Origin of the sequence: Pseudomonas sp. Fl5BN2 (assembly GCF_009908205.1) — a bacterium.
Taxonomy (GTDB): Bacteria; Pseudomonadota; Gammaproteobacteria; order Pseudomonadales; family Pseudomonadaceae; genus Aquipseudomonas.
The window spans coordinates 350,033-373,857 of sequence record NZ_JAAARL010000003.1 but is presented as its reverse complement, the minus strand read 5'-3'; the positions used below and the strand labels follow the sequence as shown (position 1 = coordinate 373,857).

Here is a 23,825-nt window from a genome sequence, read left to right as displayed (position 1 = left end):
TGCGATTAACCGTTGAACACGTCATCCACGCTTTTCAGCGGGTAGTTCTTCGGATACGGCAGGGTTGCCACGCCAGTCTCGAGAGCGGCCTTGGCCACTGCATCGGAGATCACGGTGATCAGGCGAGCATCCATTGGCTTCGGAATGATGTACTCACGGCCGAATTCCAGCTTGATGCCGCCGTAGGCATCGCACACTTCCTGTGGCACTGGCAGCTTGGCCAATTCACGCAGGGCGTTGGCCGCGGCGATCTTCATTTCTTCGTTGATGCGCTTGGCACGTACGTCCAGGGCTCCACGGAAGATGAATGGGAAGCCCAGCACGTTGTTCACCTGGTTCGGGTAGTCCGAACGACCGGTGGCCATGATCACGTCGTCACGGGTGGCGTGAGCCAGCTCTGGAGCGATTTCCGGATCAGGGTTCGAGCAGGCGAACACGATCGGGTTCGGCGCCATCGACTTCAGGCCTTCAGCGCTCAGCAGGTTCGGACCGGACAGACCGACGAACACGTCAGCACCTTGCAGGGCGTCGCCCAGGGTGCGCTTGTCGGTGGTGTGGGCAAACACTGCCTTGTACTGGTTCAGGTCATCACGGCCGGAGTGGATCACACCGGTACGGTCAACCATGAAGATGTTCTCGATCTGCGCACCCATGCTCACCAGCAACTTCATGCAGGAGATGGCAGCAGCACCGGCACCCAGGCAGACGATCTTGGCATCGGCCAGGGTTTTGCCAGCGATTTCCAGGGCGTTGATCATGCCGGCTGCGGTCACGATCGCAGTACCGTGCTGGTCATCGTGGAATACCGGGATGTCACACTGCTCGATCAGCGCGCGCTCGATCTCGAAGCACTCAGGTGCCTTGATGTCTTCGAGGTTGATACCGCCGAAGGTGATGGAGATGCGCTTGACGGTGTCGATGAAGGCCTGCGGGCTTTCGGAATCGACTTCGATGTCGAATACATCGATCCCGGCGAAACGCTTGAACAGTACGCCTTTGCCTTCCATCACTGGCTTGGAGGCCAACGGACCGAGGTTACCCAGACCGAGAATCGCGGTGCCATCGGAAATGACGGCAACCAGGTTGCCTTTGCCGGTGTACTTGTAGGCCAGTTCCGGATCGCGAGCGATTTCGCGTACCGGTTCGGCTACGCCGGGGCTGTAGGCCAACGCCAGATCACGAGCGGTAGCAGTGGCCTTGGTGAGCTCGACACTCAGCTTTCCTGGACGAGGATGGGCATGATATTCGAGAGCGGCAGTTTTCAAATCAGACATGTGGGCATTCCGCTTTTTGCTGTTGGACAGACGGACCGCCGAGGATACGCGTGTCGCATAGTCCCCACAAGACTGGCCAGTCACCCCTGTCAAGGCCTGTAGCGTACGACTTTGGGCCAAGAGCCGCGGGATACAAGGCTTTCAACTGTTCACAATCTGATTAAAAAATGTCTACAATTTTTCTTTATCAGAGAAGTCTGAAGGCGGAGGGATCACTCAATGACAACATCCAGCGTGCTCCGGCAGATTTGAAGCGGTCTTCGCGCGAGCGATCCATCACCCAGCCGCGAACCTCGATCCGCCGTCCCGAAAGACCTTTGAGCAACTGGCGATCGAAGCGCCCCAGGACATTGGGTGCAATATGCAATACAACCTTGCCCTGCAATGCGATCCAAATCCCGCCACGATTGCGCTGCACCTTGCTCACACGGCCCTCGACCAAGGCAAAACCCGAGCGGCGGATCTGCTCCGCTTTCAGTACAGGTGAACGTCGCCAAAGCCCCAGCCCAGCACGGCGCGCATGGTTTTCAGCGGCCTGTTGGCAGGCGATCTGGGCGACGTTCGGCGCTACCGCGACCTGATAGGCGAGCCCTTCAGCGATCAGTCGGGCCTCAAAGTTGATGCCACTGGCGCCATAGACATGGGCCAGGGTCCGACCATAGCGATCACGCCTTTCGCGCCCCACCAGCAAGCCAACCCTGCCACCACTTTGTGCCACTAGCTGTTGCAAGCGCTGCCGTGCCGCCAGCGCATAGGGCTCTGCGGGACGCCCCTTGCCGGCCAACTCCGGCGCATTGAGACCGATCATGCGCACGCTGCGGCCATCCTTGAGGCGCAACGTGTCGCCATCCACTACCCGCTGTACCGTCGCAGGAATCAGCCCCTTTGGTGCCGGGCAAAACGCCTGGGCGGCGGTCAGCCAAATCGCGCCCACAAAAAAGGCGCCCACTTGGGACGCCTTTTTCATCAGCGAGGAAAGTCGATATCGGCTTTCCACAACGATCAGCCTTAGGCCTTTTTCGTTGCGCCGAAAGCACCGAAACGCGACTTGAACTTGTCGACACGACCGCCAACGTCCAGAGTTTTTTGCTTACCGGTGTAGAACGGGTGGCACTCGTTGCACACGTCCAGGCTCAGAGGCTTGGCCAGGGTGGAGCGAGTTTCGATGACGTTACCGCAGCTGCAAGTAGCGGTAATGGCTTCGTATACTGGATGGATATTGGCTTTCATGGTGTATTCCTCAGGCTAGCGTGCCGCCACCCAACACTATTGTTGAATACCGCACGAATTAGGGCGCGAATTCTACCAGACCGCATCAATCGCGCAAGAGACCCTGACTGCATTCCATCAGAAAAACCGCCCGTAACCTTGACAGCCCTCGCTTTGCCACCCTTCGAATCGCGCTTGGCGGATCTGGTTCTGCCAGCCTCCCAATCAGCGGGAGGCACGCACGCTTGTACAGGACACTCCACCGCTCCTCTGTTAGGCTCCGGGGCTTATTTACCGTCCGCTCAACGAGATTTTCCCGCGTGCCCGACGCCATCCTGCGCCTCGCCCTGCCTTCGCCCCTGCGCCGCCTGTTCGACTACCGTGCTCCGGCCGGCGTGCTGCGCGCCCAGCTGCATCCGGGCATGCGTCTGCGAGTGCCCTTCGGCCGCCGGGAAATGATTGGCATCCTGGTGGAAGTGGCGGATCACAGCGAGGTCCCGGCGGACAAACTCAAGCCGGCACTGGCCCTGCTGGACCCCACTGCGCCGCTGCCCCCGGCACTGTTCAAGCTGTGCCTGTGGACCGCCCAGTACTATCAGCACAGCCTGGGGGACACCCTGAGCTGGGCCTTGCCGGTGCTGCTGCGCCAGGGCGAACTGGCCGAAGCTCGCCAGGAGCGTTTCTGGTCGATTGCTCCCGGCGCCCGGCAGGACGACCCGCGCATCGCCCGCGCCCCGCGCCAGCGCGAAGCCCTCGCGACCCTGGCCCAGCATCCTCACGGCGTACCCCACACGCTGCTGAGCAAGCTGATGCTGAGCAAGGACAGCCTGGATCTGCTGCTGGCCAAGGACCTGGTGCAGGTAGAAGTGCGCAAGCACGCTCCCGGAGTGCGCCACGAACACTGGTTGGCCCAGCCGGAACTGCCGCTCAACAGCGAGCAACGCGCCGCCTATGAAGCCATTCGCGCAGGCTTCGACAGTTATCACGCCTTCCTCCTGGCCGGCGTCACCGGCAGCGGCAAGACCGAGGTCTACCTGCAACTGATCCGTGAAACCCTGGAAGCGGGCAAGCAGGCCCTGGTACTGATCCCGGAGATCAACCTTGGTCCGCAAACCCTGGCGCGCTTCGAGCAACGGTTCAACGCGCGCATCGCCCTACTGCACTCGGCGGTCAACGATCGCGAGCGCCTGGATGCCTGGCTCGCCGCCCGGGATGGCGAGGCCGACATCATCATCGGTACCCGCTCGGCGCTGTTCACGCCGATGAAGAACCCCGGGCTGATCATCATCGACGAAGAACACGACGGCTCCTATAAACAGCAGGAAGGCCTGCGCTACCACGCGCGCGACCTGGCCCTGGTGCGCGCGCGCCAGGAAAACATCCCGATTGTCCTCGGCTCGGCCACTCCGTCCCTGGAAAGCCTGCACAACGCCTACACCGGCCGCTATGGCCTGCTGCGCCTGAATGAGCGCGCTGGCGGTGCCAAGCAGCCGCGCTTCCTAAGGCTGGATGTGAAGAGTCGCCCCCTGGACAGCGGCATCTCCGGCCCCATGCAACAAGCCATCGGCCAGACCCTGGCGGCCGGGCAACAAGTGCTGGTGTTCCTCAACCGCCGCGGCTTCGCCCCGACCCTGCTCTGCCACGACTGCGGCTGGATGTCCGAGTGCCAACGCTGCGATGCGCGCATGACCGTGCACCAGCGCTCCGGCGAGCTGCGCTGCCACCATTGCGGCCATGTGGAGCGGGTTCCGCGCCATTGCCCACAATGCGGCAAGGTCGACCTGCGCCCCGTGGGAGCCGGCACCGAGCGGGCGGAAGAACGCCTGGGCATCCTGTTCCCCGATTACCCGGTGCTGCGGGTGGACCGCGACAGCACTTCGCGCAAGGACGCGATGAACCAGCTGTTCGCCACCATCCAGAAAGGCCACCCGTGCATCCTCGTGGGCACCCAGATGCTGGCCAAGGGTCACCACTTTCCCCGGGTCACCCTGGTGTCGATCCTCGACGCCGATGGCGGCCTGTTCTCCGGCGACTTCCGCGCCAGCGAGCGCATGGCGCAGCTGATCGTCCAGGTGGCGGGGCGTGCAGGCCGTGCAGAAGAGCCGGGCAAGGTGATCATCCAGACCCACCTGGCCGACCACCCGTTGCTGGTGCAATTGACCGAACAGGGTTACTTCGCCTTTGCCGAACAGGCCCTGAGCGAGCGCCGCGCCGCTGGCCTGCCGCCTTTTGCTCACCTGGCCCTGCTCCGTGCCGAAGCGCACAAGCCGGGCCAGGCCGAGGGCTTCCTCGATGAAGCCTGCAGCGAGGCCGAGCGCCTGCTAGCAGAACAGAATCTGGGGGGGATCGAACTATTGGGCCCGGTGCCAGCTCCCATGGAACGACGCGCCGGACGTTATCGGGCGCAATTGCTGCTGCAGGCTAACGCCCGGGCGCCACTGCATCGGCTGCTCAGCAGCTGGCTGTTGGTGCTGGAGCAGATGCCCAGCGGGCGCCAGGTCCGTTGGTCGCTGGATGTGGATCCGGTGGATTTGTATTGATCGATATCGCGTTTTCGCGGGCAAGCCCGCTCCTACAATGGGCAGCATCAAACCCGTAGGGGCGGGCTTGCCGGCGAAGGCACTCGAATGTCACCACCGATCCCCAAGCAGCCCTCTATAGTTGGCAAGCCCGTTCCAGCAACGGATAATGCTCAGTTTTTCCACCTGCGCACTGAAGCGCCGCCGCACCAGCGGTCGAAAGAGAAGACCATGAAAGACACCATTCGCCAGCTCATCCAGCAAGCCATCACCCAACTCGTCACCGAAGGTGTGTTGCCAGAAGGCCTGACGCCGGCGATCCAGGTCGAAAACACCCGCGACAAGACCCACGGCGACTTCGCCAGCAACATCGCCATGATGCTGGCCAAGCCTGCCGGCATGAAACCCCGCGACCTGGCGGAAAAGATCATCGCCGCGCTGCCGGCCGACGAAAACCTGAGCAAGGCGGAAATTGCCGGCCCAGGCTTCATCAACTTCTTCCAGAACACCCAGGCCCTGGCCGCGCGCCTGGATGCCGCCCTCGGCGACGATCACCTGGGTGTGCGCAAGGCTGGTCCGGTCCAACGCACCGTGATCGACATGTCGGCACCGAACCTGGCCAAAGAGATGCACGTCGGCCACCTGCGCTCCACCATCATCGGTGATGGCGTGGCGCGGGTCCTGGAGTTCCTCGGCGATACGGTGATCCGCCAGAACCACGTTGGCGACTGGGGTACCCAGTTCGGCATGCTGATGGCGTACCTGGAAGAGAACCCCATCACCAGCGACGAACTGTCGGACCTGGAGAATTTCTACCGCGCCGCCAAGCAACGCTTCGACGAGTCCGAAGCCTTTGCCGACCGCGCCCGTGGGCTGGTGGTCAAGCTGCAGGCCGGTGACCCGGACTGCCTGGAGCTGTGGACCAAGTTCAAGGACATCTCGCTGTCGCACTGCCAGAAGATCTACGAGCTGCTCAACGTCAAGCTGACCATGGCCGATGTCATGGGCGAGAGCGCCTACAACGATGACCTGATCAACGTGGTCAACGATCTCAAGGCCAAGGGCATGCTGGTGGAGAGCAATGGCGCCCAGTGCGTGTTCCTCGACGAGTTCAAGAACGCCGACGGCGAGCCGCTGCCGGTGATCATCGTCAAGGCCGACGGTGGCTATCTGTATGCAACCACCGACCTTGCCGCCGTGCGCTACCGCAGCGGCAAGCTCAAGGCTGATCGCGCGCTGTACTTTGTCGACCAGCGCCAGGCCCTGCACTTCCAGCAAGTGTTTGCCGTGGCCCACAAGGCCGGCTTCGTGACCCATCCGATGGAGATGGAGCACATGGGCTTCGGCACCATGAACGGTGCCGATGGCCGTCCGTTCAAGACCCGTGACGGCGGCACCGTGAAGCTCATCGACTTGCTGACCGAAGCCGAAGAGCGCGCCTACGCCCTGGTGAAAGAGAAGAACCCGCAACTGCCGGAAGCGGACCTGCGCAGCATTGCCAAGGTGGTGGGCATCGACTCGGTGAAATACGCCGATCTGTCCAAGCACCGTGCCAGTGACTACAGCTTCAACTTCGACCTGATGCTCAACTTCGAAGGCAACACCGCGCCATACCTGCTGTACGCCTACACTCGCGCCGCCGGGGTATTCCGCAAGCTGGGCAAGGAATTTAGCGAAGTGGGGGGCCAAATCGAACTGCACGCACCCCAGGAACTGGAGCTGGCGGCCAAGCTGGCGCAGTTTGGCGAAATCCTCAACAACGTGGCCGACAAAGGCACCCCGCACATTCTCTGCACCTACCTGTACGACGTAGCCGGGCTGTTCTCCAGTTTCTATGAAAACTGCCCAATCCTGTCGGCCGAGACGCCAACGCAGATGCACAGCCGCCTGCGCCTCACCGAGCTGACTCGCCGTACCCTCAAGCAAGGTCTGGAACTGCTGGGCCTCAAAGTCCTGGAGCAAATGTAAGTTGGCTGCCAAGAAAAAACCTGCACCCAAGCGTGGCGCCAGCCGTTACCAGGCCCCGGCCAAGCAGCCGATTCCGGGCTGGTTGTGGCTGGCCATCGGCCTGACCATCGGCGCATTCATTGTGTTCTTGATGAAGCTCGAGCCAGGCAAAGGCGGTGACAGCGTCAAGCGCGAGAAAATCGAGCAACAGAAAGCCAGCAAGATCGCCGAGGCCAACAAGACCCCGCCGAGCCCACAGCAACCGGTGAAGCCTAAGTACGACTTCTATACCCTGTTACCGGAATCGGAAGTCATAGTGCCGCCAGAAGCGGTGCCGGAAAAAACCCTGCCGACGCCACAGGTGCCGACGGTACCGACCACTCCGGTGACCCCGGCGGAAGCCGCGAAGATCGACACTGCCCGGGCCCAGGCGGCCCTGGCCGGTATCACTCCGCCGCCCCCGCCGCCTGTAGCCAAGGCCGCGCCTGTGACCAAGTTCTTCCTCCAGGCCGGCTCGTTCCGCAAGGAAGCCGATGCCGATAAGGTGCGCGCGCAGATCATCCTGCTCGGCCAGTCGGTTTCGGTAGAGTCCGGCACGGTGAAAGACGAAACCTGGTACCGGGTCTTGGTGGGGCCGTTCAGCAATCGTGAACAACTCACCGTGGCGCAGAAGCAACTGGCGGGCGCCGGCTTCAGCAACCTGCTGTTACAACAGCGCCAGAACCGTTAAGCCAAGCGCCAAACGCTTGATCGTGGGCAAGCCACTCCTACTACCTACTGCCCTGTAGGAGCGGACTTGCCAGCGCTGCTCTGCCCCCTCCCCGAGAATACCGCTGGTCCCTCGACACAGCCCCCGGTTGAAAAATTCTCAGCCACCCCCATATGAGTTTCCATCAGGGCACTTTCGCCCCGCTGCGTGGAGACTCCCCCTTGACCACCATCGTTTCAGTCCGCCGCCACGGCAAAGTCGTCATGGGCGGCGACGGCCAGGTTTCTCTGGGCAACACCGTGATGAAAGGCAACGCGAAAAAAGTCCGTCGCCTCTATCACGGCCAGGTCATCGCCGGTTTTGCCGGAGCCACCGCTGACGCCTTCACCCTCTTCGAGCGCTTCGAAGGCCAGCTGGAGAAACACCAGGGCCACCTGGTTCGCGCCGCTGTCGAACTGGCCAAAGAATGGCGCACCGACCGCTCTCTCAGCCGCCTGGAAGCCATGCTGGCCGTGGCCAACAAGGACGCGTCCTTGATCATCACCGGCAACGGTGACGTGGTTGAACCCGAAGACGGCCTGATTGCCATGGGTTCCGGTGGCGGTTACGCCCAGGCCGCTGCCAGCGCCCTGCTGAAAAAGACCGATTTGTCGGCCCGCGAAATCGTCGAGACCGCCCTTGGCATCGCCGGCGACATCTGTGTATTCACCAACCACACTCAAACCATCGAGGAGCAGGATCTCGCGGAATAAGCCTGTTTCGGCCCAGTGCCACGGCATTCATTCCTGCTTGAGAACCGCCAATTACTATGTCCATGACACCCCGCGAAATCGTCCACGAACTCAACCGCCATATCATCGGCCAGGACGATGCCAAGCGCGCCGTCGCTATCGCTCTGCGTAATCGCTGGCGCCGGATGCAACTGCCTGCCGAGCTGCGCGTTGAAGTGACCCCCAAGAACATCCTGATGATCGGCCCGACCGGTGTCGGCAAGACCGAAATCGCCCGACGCCTGGCCAAACTGGCCAATGCACCGTTCATCAAGGTCGAAGCCACCAAGTTCACCGAGGTCGGCTATGTCGGCCGCGATGTTGAATCGATTATTCGCGACCTGGCCGACGCGGCCATCAAGATGTTCCGCGAACAGGAAATGACCCGGGTCAGCCATCGCGCCGAAGATGCCGCCGAAGAACGCATCCTTGATGCCTTGCTGCCGCCAGCTCGCATGGGTTTCAGCAGCGATGACGCACCGGCCCAGGACTCCAACACCCGCCAGCTGTTCCGCAAGCGCCTGCGCGAAGGCCAACTGGACGATAAGGAAATCGAGATCGAAGTGGCGGAAGTCGCCGGGGTCGATATCTCCGCGCCTCCGGGCATGGAAGAAATGACCAACCAGCTGCAAAACCTGTTCGCCAACATGGGCAAGGGCAAGCGCAAGAACCGCAAGCTCAAGGTCAAGGAAGCGCTGAAGCTGGTACGCGACGAAGAAGCCAGCCGCCTGGTCAACGACGAAGAGCTGAAAGCCAAGGCCCTGGAAGCCGTCGAACAGCACGGCATCGTGTTCATCGACGAGATCGACAAGGTCGCCAAGCGCGGTAATTCCGGCGGCGTCGACGTATCCCGCGAAGGCGTGCAGCGCGACCTGCTGCCGCTGATCGAGGGTTGCACCGTCAACACCAAACTGGGCATGGTCAAGACCGACCACATCCTGTTCATTGCCTCCGGGGCCTTCCACCTGAGCAAGCCCAGCGACCTGGTACCTGAGCTGCAGGGCCGCCTGCCGATTCGCGTAGAGCTCAAGGCGCTGTCGCCGGAAGACTTCGAGCGCATCCTCAGCGAACCTCACGCGTCGCTGACCGAGCAGTACCGCGAGCTGCTGAAGACCGAAGGCCTGGCCATCGAGTTCCTGCCGGACGGGATCAAGCGCCTGGCGGAGATCGCCTGGCAGGTCAACGAGAAAACCGAGAACATCGGTGCCCGTCGCCTGCACACCTTGCTCGAGCGCCTGTTGGAAGAGGTGTCGTTCAGCGCGGGTGATCTGGCCAGCGCCCACAGCGAAGAACCGATCCGCATCGACGCCGACTACGTCAACAGCCACCTGGGCGAATTGGCACAGAACGAAGATCTTTCCCGTTATATCCTGTAAGCCTTCGCCACCCATGTAGGAGCTGGCTTGCCAGCGATAGGGCCACCCCCCGATCGCCGGCAAGCTGGCTCCTACCGGAAGGACTACAACTCATGAGCAAACTCCCCACCGGCATCAACCTGCACAAAGCCTCGAAAACCCTGACCCTGACCTACGGGCCGGATGAGGTCTATCACCTGCCCGCCGAGTTTCTGCGCGTGCACTCCCCCTCCGCCGAGGTCCAGGGCCACGGCAAACCCATCCTGCAATTCGGCAAGCTCGGCGTCGGCCTGAGCAAGGTCGAAGCGGCCGGCCAGTACGCACTGAAATTGACCTTCGATGACGGTCATGACAGCGGATTGTTCACTTGGGACTATCTGTATCAGTTGGCGCTGCGCCAGGACGATTTATGGACCGACTATCTGGCAGAACTGAAAGCTGCCGAAAAATCCCGCGATCCGAATGAGTCTGTGGTCAAGCTGATGCTCTAGCTCAAGGCTTCGACTGTTTAGAGGGCATTTTCTAATTTCATCTGCTTGAATGCGCTGCTGTATGGCCAATGAATGGCCTGCTTGCGAAAAAAATTAAACTCGGGTAACCAATGGTGCTGGCAAGTTCCCTGCAATGCTTTGCGAACTAAAAAGCAGTGGTGCGCACTTAACGGTCACCCGAGCAGTAGTACCTGGCATCGTACTGTGTGACTGCACAGCAGGTCCGGTACTCGTCTCAGGACAATGGAGCGTCGTAGATGAGTAACAAGAATAACGATGACCTGAAACGCCAAGCCTCGGAAAACACTCTGGGGCTCAATCCGGTCATCGGCTTGCGTAAAAAAGATCTGCTTACCTCTGCTCGAATGGTGCTCACCCAGGCCATCAAACAACCCCTCCACAGCGTCAAGCACGTCGCGCATTTCGGCCTTGAGCTGAAGAACGTGATGTTCGGCAAATCGACCCTGCAACCGGAGAGTGACGACCGTCGCTTCAACGACCCGGCGTGGAGCCAGAACCCGCTGTACAAACGCTATCTGCAAACCTACCTGGCGTGGCGCAAGGAGCTCCACGACTGGATCGGCGACAGCAGTTTGTCGGACCAGGACATCAGCCGCGGGCACTTTGTCATCAACCTGATGACCGAAGCCATGGCCCCGACCAACAGCGCGGCCAACCCCGCTGCGGTCAAACGTTTCTTCGAAACCGGCGGCAAGAGCCTGCTGGATGGCCTGTCCCATCTGGCCAAGGATCTGGTGCACAACGGCGGCATGCCCAGCCAGGTCAACATGGACGCCTTCGAAGTCGGCAAGAACCTCGGTACCAGCGAAGGCGCGGTGGTGTTTCGCAACGATGTACTGGAGCTGATCCAGTACCGACCGATTACCGAGCAGGTGCATGAGCGTCCACTGCTGGTGGTGCCACCCCAAATCAACAAGTTCTATGTTTTCGACCTCAGCCCGGACAAGAGCCTGGCGCGTTTCTGCCTGCGCAACAACGTGCAGACCTTCATCGTCAGCTGGCGCAACCCCACCAAGGCACAACGGGAATGGGGCCTGTCCACCTACATCGAGGCCCTGAAAGAAGCCGTCGACGTGGTGACTGCAATCACCGGCAGCAAGGACGTGAACATGCTGGGCGCCTGCTCCGGTGGCATTACCTGCACCGCGCTGCTGGGCCATTACGCTGCATTAGGACAGAAGAAGGTCAACGCCCTGACCCTGCTGGTCAGTGTGCTCGACACCACCATGGATACCCAGGTGGCGCTGTTCGTCGACGAGCAAACCCTGGAAGCGGCCAAGCGCCACTCCTATCAGGCCGGCGTCCTCGAAGGCCGTGACATGGCCAAGGTGTTTGCCTGGATGCGCCCCAACGACCTGATCTGGAACTACTGGGTCAACAACTACCTGCTGGGCAACGAGCCGCCGGTTTTCGACATCCTGTTCTGGAACAACGACACCACGCGACTACCGGCGGCGTTCCACGGTGACCTGATTGAAATGTTCAAAAACAACCCGCTGATCCGCCCCGACGCACTGGAAGTGTGCGGTACACCGATCGACCTGAAACAGGTAACCGCCGACATTTTCTCCCTGGCCGGCACCAACGACCACATCACGCCTTGGAAGTCCTGTTACAAGTCGGCGCAGCTGTTCGGTGGCAATGTGGAGTTCGTGCTGTCCAGCAGCGGTCATATCCAGAGCATCCTCAATCCACCGGGCAACCCGAAAGCGCGTTATATGACCAACACCGAGATTCCACTTTGCCCCGACCAATGGCAGGAAAACTCGGTCAAGCACACCGACTCCTGGTGGTTGCACTGGCAGGCCTGGCAGGCAGAGCGCTCGGGCGAGCTGAAAGCCGCGCCGAGCGTACTGGGCAACAAGAAATACGCGGCCGCCGAGGCAGCGCCGGGAACCTACGTCCACGAGCGCTGAGTCCAGGCATCCAACGATGCGGCACCAGGAGGTGCCGCCACGCCCTATTCTTAAGACGAGGCCTGGCCTCAGGAAATCTGGAGGACGCCCAGGACGGCGCTTCCAATGGTTCAATTCACAGGGCTACGGCATGCCACACTCTTTTATCTTTCGCACCGTCGACCTGGATGGCCAAACCATCCGCACCGCGGTTCGCCCCGGCAAGCCTCACTTGACGCCACTGCTGATCTTCAACGGCATCGGCGCCAACCTGGAGCTGGTGTTCCCCTTCGTCCTGGCCCTGGACCCGGACCTGGAAGTCATTGCCTTCGATGTCCCCGGCGTTGGCGGCTCCTCGACCCCCAGCCGACCCTATCGTTTCCCCGGCCTGGCCAAGCTGACTGCGCGAATGCTCGACTACCTCGACTACGGCCAGGTCAACGCAGTGGGCGTGTCCTGGGGCGGGGCGCTGGCGCAACAGTTCGCCTACGACTACCCCGAGCGCTGCAAGAAGCTGGTGCTGGCCGCCACTGCTGCCGGCGCCTTCATGATCCCTGGCAAACCCAAGGTGCTGTGGATGATGGCCAGCCCACGGCGCTATGTGCAGCCATCCCATGTGATGCGCATCGCGCCGCTGATCTACGGCGGCGCCTTCCGCCGCGACCCAAACCTGGCGGCGGAACATGCAGCCAAGGTGCGCTCGGCCGGCAAGCTGGGCTACTACTGGCAACTGTTCGCGGGGCTGGGCTGGACCAGCATCCACTGGCTGCACAAGATCCACCAGCCAACCCTGGTGCTGGCCGGCGACGATGATCCGCTGATTCCCCTGATCAACATGCGCATGCTGGCCTGGCGAATTCCCAATGCCCAGTTGCACATCATCGACGACGGTCACCTGTTCCTGATCACCAGGGCCGAGGCCGTCGCCCCGATCATCATGAAGTTCCTCCAGGAAGAACGACAACGGGCAGTGATGCACCCGCACCCTCTGCCGGTGCACCCGACGAAATAAAACCACTCAGTCAACAGGATCGTCTCGCGCAAGAAGGGCCAGGACCGACTATGTTATCTGTCTTGGATTGGTCTGCTTGTTAGTGGTTTGACGAAGGAGTGTTGACTCATGCAAGACAAACCTGCGGCGGGCTCGCTGCCCTCCCCTGCCGCGTACATCAACGCGCAGAGTGCGATCACCGGTCTACGTGGCCGGGATCTGTTCTCCACATTGCGCAGCCTTGCTGCCCACAGCCTGCGCAACCCGTTGCACAGTGCCCGCCATACCCTGGCCCTGGGTGGCCAGCTGGGACGTGTGCTGCTGGGCGAAACCCTGCACAAACCCAGCCCCAGGGACAACCGTTTCTCCGACCCGACCTGGAGCCTCAACCCCTTTTACAAACGGAGTCTGCAGGCTTACCTGAGCTGGCAGAAACAGGTCCGCCACTGGATTGATGACAGCGGCATGAGTGAAGACGACCGGGCTCGGGCGCATTTTGCCTTCTCCCTGATCAATGACGCAGTGGCCCCCTCCAACACTCTGCTCAATCCCCTGGCCCTCAAGGAGATTTTCAACACCGGGGGCAACAGCGTGGTGCGCGGCATCAGCAACCTGTTGGACGACCTGCTGCACAACAACGGAATGCCCAGCCAGGTGACCAAGCACGCCTTCGAGGTGGGCAAGAACGTCGCGGTGACCCAAGGCTCGGTGGTGTTTCGCAACGAGCTGCTGGAACTGATCCAGTACAACCCCATGAGCGAACAGCAGTACGCCAAGCCACTGTTGATCGTGCCGCCACAAATCAACAAGTACTACATCTTCGACCTCAGCCCGCACAACAGCTTCGTCCAGTACGCACTGAAAAACGGCCTGCAGGTGTTCATGATCAGCTGGCGCAACCCGGACGTGCGCCATCGCGAGTGGGGCCTGTCGACCTATGTCGAGGCTGCCGAGGAAGCGCTGAACGTCACCCGTGCCATTACCGGCAGTCGCGAAGTCAACCTCGCTGGCGCTTGTGCCGGCGGCTTGACCATCGCCGCCTTGCAAGGTCACTTGCAGGCCAAACGGCAACTGCGCCGGGTCTCCAGCGCCACCTATATGGTGAGTCTGCTGGACAGCCAGCTGGACAGCCCGGCCACCCTGTTCGCCGACGAAAAGACCCTGGAGGCGGCCAAGCGCCGCTCCTACCAGCAAGGCGTACTGGATGGTCGCGACATGGCCAAGGTATTTGCCTGGATGCGTCCCAACGACCTGATCTGGAACTACTGGATCAACAACTACCTGCTGGGCAAGGAACCGCCGGTCTTCGACATCCTCTACTGGAACAACGACAGCACCCGACTGCCCGCTGCCCTGCACGGCGATTTGCTGGACTTCTTCAAGCACAACCCGCTGAGCCATGTCGGCGGACTGGAAATCTGCGGCACACCGATCGATCTGCAGAAGGTCACGGTGGACAGCTTCAGCGTGGCTGGGATCAACGACCACATCACGCCCTGGGACGCGGTGTATCGCTCGACTCTGCTGCTGGGCGGCGAACGACGCTTCGTACTGTCCAACAGCGGGCATGTGCAGAGCATCCTCAATCCGCCGAGCAACCCCAAGGCCAACTATGTGGAGAACCCCAAGCTCAGCAGCGACCCTCGGGCCTGGTACTACGATGCCAAGCATGTCGACGGCAGCTGGTGGAGCCAGTGGCTGGGCTGGATCCAGGAACGCTCGGGAGCGCAACGGGACAGCCTCACCACGCTCGGCAACCAGAACTATCCACCGATGGAGGCTGCACCTGGCACTTACGTGCGCGTGCGCTGAAGACACCTTGCACCACGACTCCGCGCTGGAGTCGTGCCCCCTAATGGACCGACAAGAAGTCAGGATGAAAACCCGCGACCGAATACTCGAATGTGCCCTGCAGTTGTTCAACCAGAAGGGTGAGCCCAACGTCTCGACCATGGAGGTGGCCAATGAAATGGGGATCAGCCCCGGCAACCTCTACTACCACTTCCATGGCAAGGAGCCCCTGGTGCTCGGCCTGTTCGAACGCTTCCAGAACGAGCTGACGCCACTGCTGGACCCACCATCAGATGCGCAACTGGCCCCGGAAGACTACTGGCTGTTTCTGCATCTGATTGTCGAGCGCCTGGCCCACTACCGGTTTCTGTTCCAGGACCTGTCCAACCTGGCCGGGCGCCTGCCAAAGCTGGCCAAGGGCATTCGCAACCTGCTCAACGCCCTCAAACGCACCCTGGCTTCGCTGTTGGCACGGCTCAAGGCCATGGGACAACTGGTCAGCGGCACCCAGGCCCTGGGACAACTGGTGGAGCAGATCACCATGACCTTGCTGTTTTCTCTGGACTATCAGCGAATTCTCGATCGCGAAGGGGAAGTGCGCCTGGTGGTCTATCAGATCATGATGCTGGTGGCACCGCACCTGTTGCCACCGGCGAAGCTGGCCACCGAGCAGATGGCCCTGCGTTACCTGGATGAACAGGGGTAGTCGGTTGTACAGGGCATTGATTGCCGCTCAATAAAAAACGCCCGGGCTTTGCAGACCGGGCGTTTTTTGTGTTCCTGACTCAGTCAGGACTGGCTGCTTGGCGTCGCAGAGGTCGACGTGGCAGCTGGGCTTGCAGCCGGGCTTGACGCTGCAGCGGAGTTCGCCGAGCTGGCCGATGCCGTCGGGGCCGGAGTCGCAGGCTTGGCCGCAACAGCAGGTTTGATTGCAGGCTTGGCGGCTACGGGCTTCTTGGCCACAGGCTTTTTCGCCACGGCAGGCTTTGCAGCAGGCTTGGCTGCGGGTTTTGCCGCTGGCTTGGCTGCAACAGGCTTGGCAGCAGGTTTCGCTGCAGGTTTGGCAGCAGCGGTTTTCACCGCAGGTTTAGCCACGGCTTTGACTGCTGGCTTGGCAACAGGCTTGGCCAGAGGTTTGGCAGCCGATTTTACCGCTGGCTTAGCCGCAGCGGTTTTAGCCGCAACCGGCGCGACCTTGGCACCTGTGAGTTTTTCGATCTGCTTGGTCAGGGTATCGACCTTTTCATGCAGCGCCTTTACTTCATTGCGGCTTGGCACGCCCAGACGCGAGATGGCACTGTTCAAGCGCTTGTCGAAAGCACCTTCCAGTTCGTCCCACTTGCCCAGAGCGCGGTCCTTGACGTCGCTGATACGCGACTTGGCCGAACTGGCGGAATCCTTGGCGGCATCGACTTTCTTGCCGACTACGCTTTTAGTCAGCTTCTCGGCTTTCTCGCCATCTTTGACCAATGTCTCGAAAAGCTTGCTGCCGTCAGAGTCGATTTTCGAGTACACGCCTAAACCAGCAAGCCAAATTTTACGGGAGTAATCTTCGACTTTCCCGATCCACGAGCTGCCTTCTTTTTCAGTATTCTTTTTACCAGCCATCCCGTTCTCCTTAATGTTTACGCGCGACACGTTCGAGCAACGCCGTCAGCTCATCGAGCTTAGCAGAGAGTGTCTCGACGTCATGTTTAGACGGAATGCCGATACGATTCAAGGCACTGGCGACGCGCGTGTCAAAAGCCTTCTCGACCTTGTCCAGTTGCACTTCGACTTTGCCTTTAAGAGTGCTGACATCCCCTTTAACGCTATCTATCTGACTGTTGGCTGCTTCAAGTTGTTCAGTGACAACTTTTTTGCCTTTCTTTTCAACGGATTGACCTGTCTTGATCAGCTCCTGAAAGTACTCGCTGCCTTCCTGACCGACTTTGGCGTAGGCACCCAGGCCTGCCAGCCAGATCTTGCGGGCATAGGTTTTGACTTCACTCAGAGCAGTCGATTGAGCATCAACTTTTTTCTTCAGAATTACTTTGGCCATGGTGCACCTCACGCGCAGAAGGTTTGAGGAACTGCCCTCGAAAAGAGGACCTGAGGCACAACCTAGAGAGAAAAATTAGAATCGGCACCCTAACGAATGCAATAAAACCGTGATGGATCCTTGCAGGAGCGAGCGGACGGCATTGCGCTTGCCGGCGAAGCTCTATGAGCACCCTTGCAGTGCCCGGTGATTCGCTGGCGAACCAGCTCCTGCAAGTGGCTCAGACCAGCGCCTTGTCCAGGGCTTTCTCGATTTCGGACTTGATGGTGCCGCTCATGGCCGACATCAACAGGCCCAGTTCGACATCGATCCTGATGGACTCATCGCCTACATGCACCGTGCCTTTGACCCCGGAACGCTTGAGGTTCAGGGTATCCCCCGCCCACTGCGGCGCCAGGCCATATTGATCGGCGAGTTTCTGCGCCAGTTGGTCGGCCTTTTCACGGGCCGCCTGCTTACCCAGGCCATGGGCACGTTCAACACTAATACGGGCCATCTAAGGACTCCTGCTGGTTCGGGACTTGCCTGGAGCATCTTGACCCTGTGTGCGTCAAAACGTCCCGGCGGATCACTATCTTACATTCAGCCTTGCCAAGACAAAGACCGTCACCGGCATTAGAATGTCCCGCATTCTCTTTTGGTGACAGCGATATGACTGATCAGCGCAAAGGCAGCGATGCCGAACCCACCACTCACTTCGGCTTCAAAAACGTTCCTGAAAGCCAGAAAGCGGAAAAAGTCGCTGAGGTATTTCACTCGGTAGCGGCCAAGTACGACCTGATGAACGACGTGCTGTCCGGTGGCATGCACCGCTTGTGGAAGCGTTTCACCATCGAGTTGTCGGGCGTGCGCGCCGGCAACCGCGTACTGGACATCGCCGGTGGTACCGGTGACCTGACCAAGCGTTTCTCCCATCTGGTGGGTCCGACCGGCCAGGTCGTGCTGGCAGACATCAACGAGTCGATGCTCAAGGTCGGCCGTGACCGCCTGCTGGACTTGGGTGTGGCCGGCAACGTCGAGTTCGTCCAGGCCGACGCGGAAAAGCTGCCTTTCTCGGACAACCATTTTGACTGCGTGACCATTGCCTTCGGCCTGCGCAATGTCACCCATAAAGAAGACGCGCTGCGCTCCATGCTGCGGGTGCTCAAGCCAGGTGGCCGCCTGCTGGTGCTGGAATTCTCCAAACCCACCAGCACCTTGATGTCCAAGGTCTACGACGCCTATTCGTTCGCCTTCATGCCTCTGGCCGGCAAGCTGATCACCAACGACTCGGAAAGCTATCGCTACCTGGCCGAATCGATCCGCATGCATCCGAACCAGGAAACCCTGAAGTCAATGATGGTCGAGGCCGGTTTCGACCGCGTGACCTATCACAACATGACCGCAGGCATCGTCGCCCTGCACCGCGGCATCAAGCCCTGATGCTGCTCAGCGGCCTGCTCGCCAGCGTCGAGACCGGCATCAATCGGGTGCTGCGTCTGGACAGCACGGCCCTGCCGCGCCTGCAGCACCTGAACGGCAAGGTGATCGCTGTGGACTGCCGCAGCCCGGCACTGCAGCTGTTCATCCTGCCCAGCGATGAAGGCCTGATGCTGGCCTCGCAGTGGGCCGCAGACCCTGACTGCATCCTGCGGGCACCGGCCTCAAGCCTGGTGCGACTGGCCCTGAGCAAGGACAAGACCGCAGTCCTGCATGGTCCGGAAGTGGAGTTGGAAGGCGACAGCGGCGTGCTGTTGGACCTGGCGGCGATCCTCCAGGACCTGGAGCTGGACTGGGAATACGAACTTTCCCGCTGGCTGGGCCCAGTGGCCACCCAGCTGTTCAGCGGCCATGTGCGCAGCCGCGCGCGCTGGTATCAGCAAGGATTTGCCAGCCTGAACCAGAACCTCGCCGAATTCCTCGCTGAAGAATCGCGGACCCTGGTGGGTCAGCGTGAAGCCGAAGCGCGCTTTCGCGAACTGGATCAGGCCAAACTCGACCTGGAACGTCTCGAGGCGCGCTTCGAGCGCCTTTCCCGATCCCTTGACCCAAGCGATAACGCATGAAGCTGCTTGCCGTCCGCCGTCTGTTGCGCATCCAGCGCGTCGTGATCCGCTACCGCCTCGATGACCTGCTGTTCGAACTGCCCCTGCCCTGGTTTCTCCTGGCCTTGCGCTTCGCCCTGCCCTGGCGCTGGTTCCCGCGCAAGCCGCTGGACCTGAGCCGCGGTGCACGGCTGCGCCTGGCGTTGCAGGACCTGGGGCCGATTTTCATCAAGTTCGGGCAGATCCTCTCCACCCGCCGCGACCTGTTGCCGGAAGACATCGCCGACGAGCTGATGCTGCTGCAGGACCGGGTCCCGCCATTCGATTCGCAAAAGTCCATGGCGCTGATCGAAGAGCAACTGGGCCAGAAGATCAGCGACGTGTTCAGCCGCTTCGACATCGAGCCCCTGGCCTCCGCATCGGTGGCCCAGGTGCACGCCGCCAAGCTCAAGACTGGCGAAGAAGTGGTGGTCAAGGTGATCCGCCCGGGGCTCAAGCCGATCATCGCCCAGGACCTGGCGTGGCTGTTCATCCTCGCCCGGGCCGCGGAAAAGGTCTCTGCCGACGCGCGTCTGCTGCACCCGGTGGACGTGGTCAGCGACTACGAGAAAACCATCTACGACGAGCTCGACCTGCTGCGCGAGGCGGCCAACGCCAGCCAGCTCAAGCGTAACTTCGAAGGCTCGCCGCTGCTGTATGTACCTCAGGTCTACTGGGACTGGTGCCGACCGAAAGTGCTGGTGATGGAGCGTATCTACGGCATCCAGGTCACCGACCTGGCGACCTTGGCCGACCAGCGTACCGACATGAAGATGCTCGCCGAACGCGGCGTGGAGATTTTCTTCACCCAGGTGTTCCGTGACAGCTTCTTCCACGCCGACATGCACCCCGGCAACATCTTCGTCAGCACCGTACAACCCTGGAGCCCGCAGTACATTGCCATCGACTGCGGCATCGTCGGCAGCCTGACTCCGGAAGACCAGGACTACCTGGCCCGCAACCTGTTCGCCTTCTTCAAGCGCGACTATCGCCGCGTGGCCCAGTTGCACATCGACTCCGGCTGGGTCCCGGCAGAGACCAAGCTCAACGAATTCGAAGCGGCGATCCGCACGGTCTGCGAGCCGATCTTCGAAAAACCGTTAAAGGATATTTCCTTCGGCCAGGTGCTGATGCGCCTGTTCCAGACCGCTCGGCGCTTCAACATGGAGGTGCAGCCGCAGTTGGTATTGCTGCAGAAAACCCTGCTCAACATCGAAGGCCTGGGCCGCCAGCTGTACCCGGAACTGGACCTGTGGAATACCGCGCAACCCTTCCTCGAACGCTGGATGCGCGAACGGGTCAGCCCCAAGGCCTTGTTCGGCAATATCCACAGCCAGATCGAGCAGCTACCGCACCTGGCCAACATGACCCGTGACCTGCTCGAACGCATGTCGCAGCCTCATGCCGCCGACCCTCCGGCACCCTGGCACAAGCGCAAGGACGACTGGTTCCTGCGCCTGCTGGGCACCGCCCATCTGGGCGGTGGTGCGATCCTGGCCGCCGGTGGTCCACTGAATGAGCTGGGACATTGGCCTGCTGGCATCATGATTGCCGTGGGTTTGTATCTGATCGTTCGTCGATAGCCAGTGGCGCGACCTGCTGGCAAACTGTCGAAATCGTCGAGGCGCAACCAGCGGGTTGAGCCCGGTTGTCGGAGTCGAAAATGAAAGATTGGCTGGACCAGATCAAATGGGATGCGGACGGCCTGGTGCCGGCCATCGCCCAGGATCACAAGACCGGGCGCGTGCTGATGATGGCCTGGATGAACCGCGAGGCCCTGAGCCTGACAGCCGCCGAGCACCGCGCAATCTACTGGTCACGTTCCCGTGGCAAGCTGTGGCGCAAGGGCGAAGAGTCCGGGCATGTACAGCAGCTTCACGAAATGCGCCTGGACTGTGACGCTGATGTGATCATCCTGATGGTCGAGCAGATCGGCGACATTGCCTGCCACACTGGCCGCCATAGCTGTTTCTACCGCGTCTATGAAGACGGCGAGTGGAAAACCGTCGAACCGGTCCTCAAGGACCCGCACGCGATTTATTCTGCAGGACACTGACATGAGCGATACCCTCAGCCGTCTGGCCCAGGTGCTGGAAGAGCGTAAAGATGCTGCCGCCGATAGTTCTTATGTCGCCAGCCTGTATCACAAGGGTCTGAACAAGATTCTGGAAAAAGTCGGCGAAGAGTCGGTGGAAACCATCATCGCCGCCAAGGACGCCGCCATCAGCGGTGACTGCAGCGATGTGATCTACGAAACCGCGGACCTGTGGTTCCACACTATGGTCATGCTGGCGCAGCTGGGGCAGCATCCCCAGGCCGTGCTCGATGAGCTGGACCGCCGCTTCGGTTTGTCCGGACACGCCGAGAAAGCCTCGCGTCCGTCCGCCTGAACAACTTTCTAAAAGGAAACGCAGCATGGGCATTTTTGACTGGAAACACTGGATCGTCATCCTGGTGGTCGTGGTACTGGTATTCGGCACCAAGAAGCTCAAGAACCTGGGCACCGATGTCGGTGAGTCGATCAAGGGTTTTCGCAAGGCCATGAACGACGACGAAAAACCTGCCGACCCCGTAGTACCGCCAGCAGCGCAGCCGGTGCCACCGGTTCAACCGCAGCAGAACGCGCCGTTGAACCAGCCGCACACCATTGACGTGCAGGCGCAGAAAGTCGAAGAGACGACCCGCAAAGACTCGTGAGCACTGAATAATGTTTGGTATCAGCTTCTCTGAACTGCTGCTGGTGGGCCTGGTTGCCCTGCTGGTGCTCGGCCCCGAGCGCCTTCCCGGCGCTGCGCGCACCGCCGGCCTCTGGGTCGGGCGCCTCAAGCGCAGCTTCAACGCGATTAAACAGGAAGTTGAACGTGAAATCGGTGCCGACGAAATCCGTCGGCAACTGCACAACGAACACATTCTGTCCCTGGAGCAGGAAGCGCGGAAAATCCTCGCCCCGACCCAGCAGCCAGCGACTCCGGTGGAGCCCGTGTCCGAGCAGACCATTCACGCACCGGATGCCGTCCCTGTAGCCGCAGCCGACGCCGTGCCGGCCCAGGTACCGGAAACCCCTGCGGCTCCAGCGCCGAGCGCCGCTGCGCTGCCGGTCGAGCCGACCGCACCGACAGCGCCAGCCGCCACCAGCGCTCCCCACGACCCCACTTTGCCGCCGCGAGCACCATGAGCGATATCCCAGAGAACGACCAACATATGCCGCTGGTGTCGCACCTCACCGAGTTGCGTACCCGCCTGCTGCGCTGCGTAGCGGCGATCTTCATCATCTTCGCCGGGTTGTTCGCCTTCACCCAGCAGATCTACACCATCGTCTCCACACCACTGCGCCAGTACCTGCCGGTGGGCGCGACCATGATCGCCACCGACGTTGCCTCGCCGTTCCTCACGCCGCTGAAGCTGACGATGATGGTCTCGCTATTCCTGGCGATTCCAGTGATCCTGCACCAGATCTGGGGGTTTATCGCACCCGGTCTGTACAAGCATGAAAAGCGCATCGCCGTGCCACTGCTGGTGTCGAGCATCCTGCTGTTCTACACCGGCATGGCCTTCGCCTACTTCCTGGTGTTTCCGCTAATTTTCAAGTTCTTCGCTGCCGCCACCCCGGCCGGCGTGGAAATGATGACCGACATCACCAGCTACCTCGATTTCGTCATGACCTTGTTCTTCGCCTTCGGCGTGGCGTTCGAGATCCCGGTGGCCGTGGTCCTGCTGGTATGGATCGGCGTGGTCAATGTGACGTACCTGCGCAAGATCCGCCCTTATGTGGTCATCGGCTGCTTCGTGGTGGGCATGATCCTCACCCCGCCGGACATTTTCTCCCAGACCCTGCTGGCCGTGCCCATGTGGCTGCTGTTCGAGATCGGCGTGCTGTTCGGCGGGCTGATCAGCAAGCGCGGCGAGCACCCGGACGATACGCCGGCTGACGACCACAACGACCAGCCGCCAGCGACCCAAGCGTGAACCTGCTGCTGCTTGAGGAGGCCGATTTCATTGCGGCCGACCGTGTGGTGCTGCGCGACCGGCGCCTGACCCATATGCAGGAAGTGCATCGCGTGGCTGTCGGCGACAGCCTGCGGGTAGGGCGCATCGGTGGGCTGATGGGCTCGGCCCAGGTGCTGCGCCTGGAGCCTGCCGAAGCCGAACTGCAAGTGCAGCTTGAACTGCCGCCTCCGGCCAAGCTGCCACTGACCATGATCCTCGCCCTGCCGCGACCGAAAATGCTCCGCCGAGTGCTGCAGACCGTTGCAGCCATGGGCGTGCCACGGCTGGTGCTGGTCAACAGCTACCGGGTGGAAAAAAGCTTCTGGCAAACGCCCTTTCTCGAACCCGAGGCGATTCGTGAACAACTGGTCCTCGGTCTGGAACAGGCCCGCGACAGCGTGCTGCCCGAAGTCGTCATCGAAAAACGCTTCAAACCCTTCGTCGAAGACCGCCTGCCAGCCCTGAGCGCAGGCACCCTGGGACTGGTAGGCCACCCCGGCCAGTACCCGCCCTGCCCTCGCGGCCTGGATGAACCGGTAACCCTGGCCATTGGTCCGGAAGGTGGCTGGATCCCTTACGAAATCGATCTGCTGGGCAAGGCCGGCCTGCAACCGGTACAGCTGGGCGAGCGCATCCTGCGGGTCGAAACTGCGGTGACTGCCCTGCTTTCACGCCTGTTCTAAGCGCCATGCCCCCAACCCCGTACCGGCGGGGGCAACCCTCTTGCAGTGCCCTTTGCCGGCAAGCCGATTGCTACAGGAA

Annotated in this window: 25 protein-coding genes; 19 read left to right on the top strand and 6 right to left on the bottom strand. The window is 61.1% G+C overall.

Translation table 11 applies throughout. The annotated features are described in order from the left end of the window. Positions 1 to 5 precede the first annotated feature (5 nt). From GV819_RS06170 to rpmE, 3 genes are all read right to left on the bottom strand, one after another. The gene (locus tag GV819_RS06170) at positions 6 to 1,274 is read right to left on the bottom strand and encodes a malic enzyme-like NAD(P)-binding protein (protein ID WP_161754511.1); all 1,269 of its coding nucleotides are present in this window, start codon (positions 1,272 to 1,274) and stop codon (positions 6 to 8) included. A 187-nt stretch (positions 1,275 to 1,461) separates the two neighbouring features. Next, positions 1,462 to 2,241: a thermonuclease family protein gene (locus GV819_RS06165; protein WP_161754509.1), complete on the bottom strand. Its 780-nt coding sequence runs from the start codon at positions 2,239 to 2,241 to the stop codon at positions 1,462 to 1,464. Between the two features lie 41 nt (positions 2,242 to 2,282). Continuing rightward, positions 2,283 to 2,504, bottom strand: coding sequence for a 50S ribosomal protein L31 (gene rpmE / locus GV819_RS06160; protein WP_161754507.1), 222 nt, complete (start codon positions 2,502 to 2,504; stop codon positions 2,283 to 2,285). 299 nt (positions 2,505 to 2,803) lie between these two features. Between rpmE and GV819_RS06155 the strand changes: the two genes are divergently transcribed. The 10 genes from GV819_RS06155 to GV819_RS06110 all read left to right on the top strand — a co-directional run bounded on the left by GV819_RS06155 (position 2,804) and on the right by GV819_RS06110 (position 15,678). Next, a complete protein-coding gene (locus tag GV819_RS06155; protein ID WP_161754505.1) occupies positions 2,804 to 5,023 on the top strand; it encodes a primosomal protein N' in 2,220 nt (739 codons plus the stop codon). Between the two features lie 210 nt (positions 5,024 to 5,233). After that, the gene (gene argS / locus GV819_RS06150; protein ID WP_161754503.1) at positions 5,234 to 6,970 is read left to right on the top strand and encodes an arginine--tRNA ligase; all 1,737 of its coding nucleotides are present in this window, start codon (positions 5,234 to 5,236) and stop codon (positions 6,968 to 6,970) included. 1 nt (position 6,971) lies between these two features. Beyond that, positions 6,972 to 7,679 (top strand): SPOR domain-containing protein, encoded by a 708-nt coding sequence (locus GV819_RS06145; RefSeq protein ID WP_161754501.1) that lies wholly within the window; start codon positions 6,972 to 6,974, stop codon positions 7,677 to 7,679. A 200-nt stretch (positions 7,680 to 7,879) separates the two neighbouring features. Beyond that, positions 7,880 to 8,410 carry an ATP-dependent protease subunit HslV gene (gene hslV / locus GV819_RS06140; RefSeq protein WP_016984593.1) on the top strand — a complete coding sequence of 177 codons (531 nt, stop codon included), beginning with the start codon at positions 7,880 to 7,882 and terminating at the stop codon, positions 8,408 to 8,410. A gap of 56 nt (positions 8,411 to 8,466) precedes the next feature. Beyond that, positions 8,467 to 9,804, top strand: a complete 1,338-nt coding sequence (gene hslU, locus GV819_RS06135) for an ATP-dependent protease ATPase subunit HslU (protein ID WP_161754499.1) — start codon at positions 8,467 to 8,469, stop codon at positions 9,802 to 9,804. Positions 9,805 to 9,896: 92 nt separating this feature from the next. Further along, positions 9,897 to 10,274, top strand: a complete 378-nt coding sequence (locus GV819_RS06130; protein ID WP_161754497.1) for a gamma-butyrobetaine hydroxylase-like domain-containing protein — start codon at positions 9,897 to 9,899, stop codon at positions 10,272 to 10,274. A 257-nt stretch (positions 10,275 to 10,531) separates the two neighbouring features. Further along, the gene (gene phaC / locus GV819_RS06125) at positions 10,532 to 12,211 is read left to right on the top strand and encodes a class II poly(R)-hydroxyalkanoic acid synthase (RefSeq protein WP_161754495.1); all 1,680 of its coding nucleotides are present in this window, start codon (positions 10,532 to 10,534) and stop codon (positions 12,209 to 12,211) included. Positions 12,212 to 12,341: 130 nt separating this feature from the next. Then, the gene (phaZ, locus tag GV819_RS06120; RefSeq protein ID WP_161754493.1) at positions 12,342 to 13,202 is read left to right on the top strand and encodes a poly(3-hydroxyalkanoate) depolymerase; all 861 of its coding nucleotides are present in this window, start codon (positions 12,342 to 12,344) and stop codon (positions 13,200 to 13,202) included. Positions 13,203 to 13,310: 108 nt separating this feature from the next. After that, the gene (gene phaC / locus GV819_RS06115) at positions 13,311 to 14,993 is read left to right on the top strand and encodes a class II poly(R)-hydroxyalkanoic acid synthase (RefSeq protein ID WP_161754491.1); all 1,683 of its coding nucleotides are present in this window, start codon (positions 13,311 to 13,313) and stop codon (positions 14,991 to 14,993) included. 64 nt (positions 14,994 to 15,057) lie between these two features. Beyond that, positions 15,058 to 15,678: a TetR/AcrR family transcriptional regulator gene (locus GV819_RS06110; protein ID WP_161754489.1), complete on the top strand. Its 621-nt coding sequence runs from the start codon at positions 15,058 to 15,060 to the stop codon at positions 15,676 to 15,678. 83 nt (positions 15,679 to 15,761) lie between these two features. Here GV819_RS06110 and GV819_RS06105 read toward each other — a convergent pair whose 3' ends face one another. The 3 genes from GV819_RS06105 to GV819_RS06095 form a co-directional block, all read right to left on the bottom strand. Continuing rightward, complete coding sequence (locus tag GV819_RS06105; protein ID WP_161754487.1) at positions 15,762 to 16,580, bottom strand: phasin family protein; 819 nt, start codon at positions 16,578 to 16,580, stop codon at positions 15,762 to 15,764. A gap of 10 nt (positions 16,581 to 16,590) precedes the next feature. Further along, positions 16,591 to 17,013 carry a phasin family protein gene (locus tag GV819_RS06100; protein ID WP_161754484.1) on the bottom strand — a complete coding sequence of 141 codons (423 nt, stop codon included), beginning with the start codon at positions 17,011 to 17,013 and terminating at the stop codon, positions 16,591 to 16,593. Between the two features lie 220 nt (positions 17,014 to 17,233). Next, positions 17,234 to 17,509 (bottom strand): polyhydroxyalkanoic acid system family protein, encoded by a 276-nt coding sequence (locus tag GV819_RS06095; RefSeq protein ID WP_161754482.1) that lies wholly within the window; start codon positions 17,507 to 17,509, stop codon positions 17,234 to 17,236. A gap of 155 nt (positions 17,510 to 17,664) precedes the next feature. Here GV819_RS06095 and ubiE point away from each other — a divergent pair, with 155 nt between their 5' ends. The 9 genes from ubiE (at position 17,665) to GV819_RS06050 (ending at position 23,746) form a co-directional block, all read left to right on the top strand. Continuing rightward, positions 17,665 to 18,435 carry a bifunctional demethylmenaquinone methyltransferase/2-methoxy-6-polyprenyl-1,4-benzoquinol methylase UbiE gene (gene ubiE, locus GV819_RS06090; RefSeq protein WP_161754480.1) on the top strand — a complete coding sequence of 257 codons (771 nt, stop codon included), beginning with the start codon at positions 17,665 to 17,667 and terminating at the stop codon, positions 18,433 to 18,435. Next, positions 18,435 to 19,058, top strand: coding sequence for a ubiquinone biosynthesis accessory factor UbiJ (locus GV819_RS06085; RefSeq protein ID WP_161754478.1), 624 nt, complete (start codon positions 18,435 to 18,437; stop codon positions 19,056 to 19,058). The genes ubiE and GV819_RS06085 overlap by 1 nt, the downstream gene beginning before the upstream one ends. After that, positions 19,055 to 20,659, top strand: coding sequence for a ubiquinone biosynthesis regulatory protein kinase UbiB (gene ubiB / locus GV819_RS06080; RefSeq protein ID WP_161754476.1), 1,605 nt, complete (start codon positions 19,055 to 19,057; stop codon positions 20,657 to 20,659). The genes GV819_RS06085 and ubiB overlap by 4 nt, the downstream gene beginning before the upstream one ends. Positions 20,660 to 20,739: 80 nt before the next feature. After that, on the top strand, positions 20,740 to 21,132 hold the full coding sequence (hisI, locus tag GV819_RS06075) for a phosphoribosyl-AMP cyclohydrolase (RefSeq protein WP_161754474.1): 393 nt from the start codon (positions 20,740 to 20,742) through the stop codon (positions 21,130 to 21,132). A 1-nt stretch (position 21,133) separates the two neighbouring features. Next, positions 21,134 to 21,466 (top strand): phosphoribosyl-ATP diphosphatase, encoded by a 333-nt coding sequence (locus GV819_RS06070; RefSeq protein ID WP_161754472.1) that lies wholly within the window; start codon positions 21,134 to 21,136, stop codon positions 21,464 to 21,466. A 25-nt stretch (positions 21,467 to 21,491) separates the two neighbouring features. Further along, a complete protein-coding gene (locus GV819_RS06065) occupies positions 21,492 to 21,773 on the top strand; it encodes a twin-arginine translocase TatA/TatE family subunit (RefSeq protein ID WP_161754470.1) in 282 nt (93 codons plus the stop codon). Positions 21,774 to 21,783: 10 nt separating this feature from the next. Continuing rightward, a complete protein-coding gene (gene tatB / locus GV819_RS06060) occupies positions 21,784 to 22,251 on the top strand; it encodes a Sec-independent protein translocase protein TatB (protein ID WP_161754468.1) in 468 nt (155 codons plus the stop codon). Beyond that, positions 22,248 to 23,042 carry a twin-arginine translocase subunit TatC gene (tatC, locus tag GV819_RS06055; RefSeq protein WP_161754466.1) on the top strand — a complete coding sequence of 265 codons (795 nt, stop codon included), beginning with the start codon at positions 22,248 to 22,250 and terminating at the stop codon, positions 23,040 to 23,042. The genes tatB and tatC overlap by 4 nt, the downstream gene beginning before the upstream one ends. Then, a complete protein-coding gene (locus tag GV819_RS06050; RefSeq protein WP_161754464.1) occupies positions 23,039 to 23,746 on the top strand; it encodes a 16S rRNA (uracil(1498)-N(3))-methyltransferase in 708 nt (235 codons plus the stop codon). Before tatC ends, GV819_RS06050 begins: the two co-directional genes overlap by 4 nt. Positions 23,747 to 23,825: the final 79 nt, after the last annotated feature.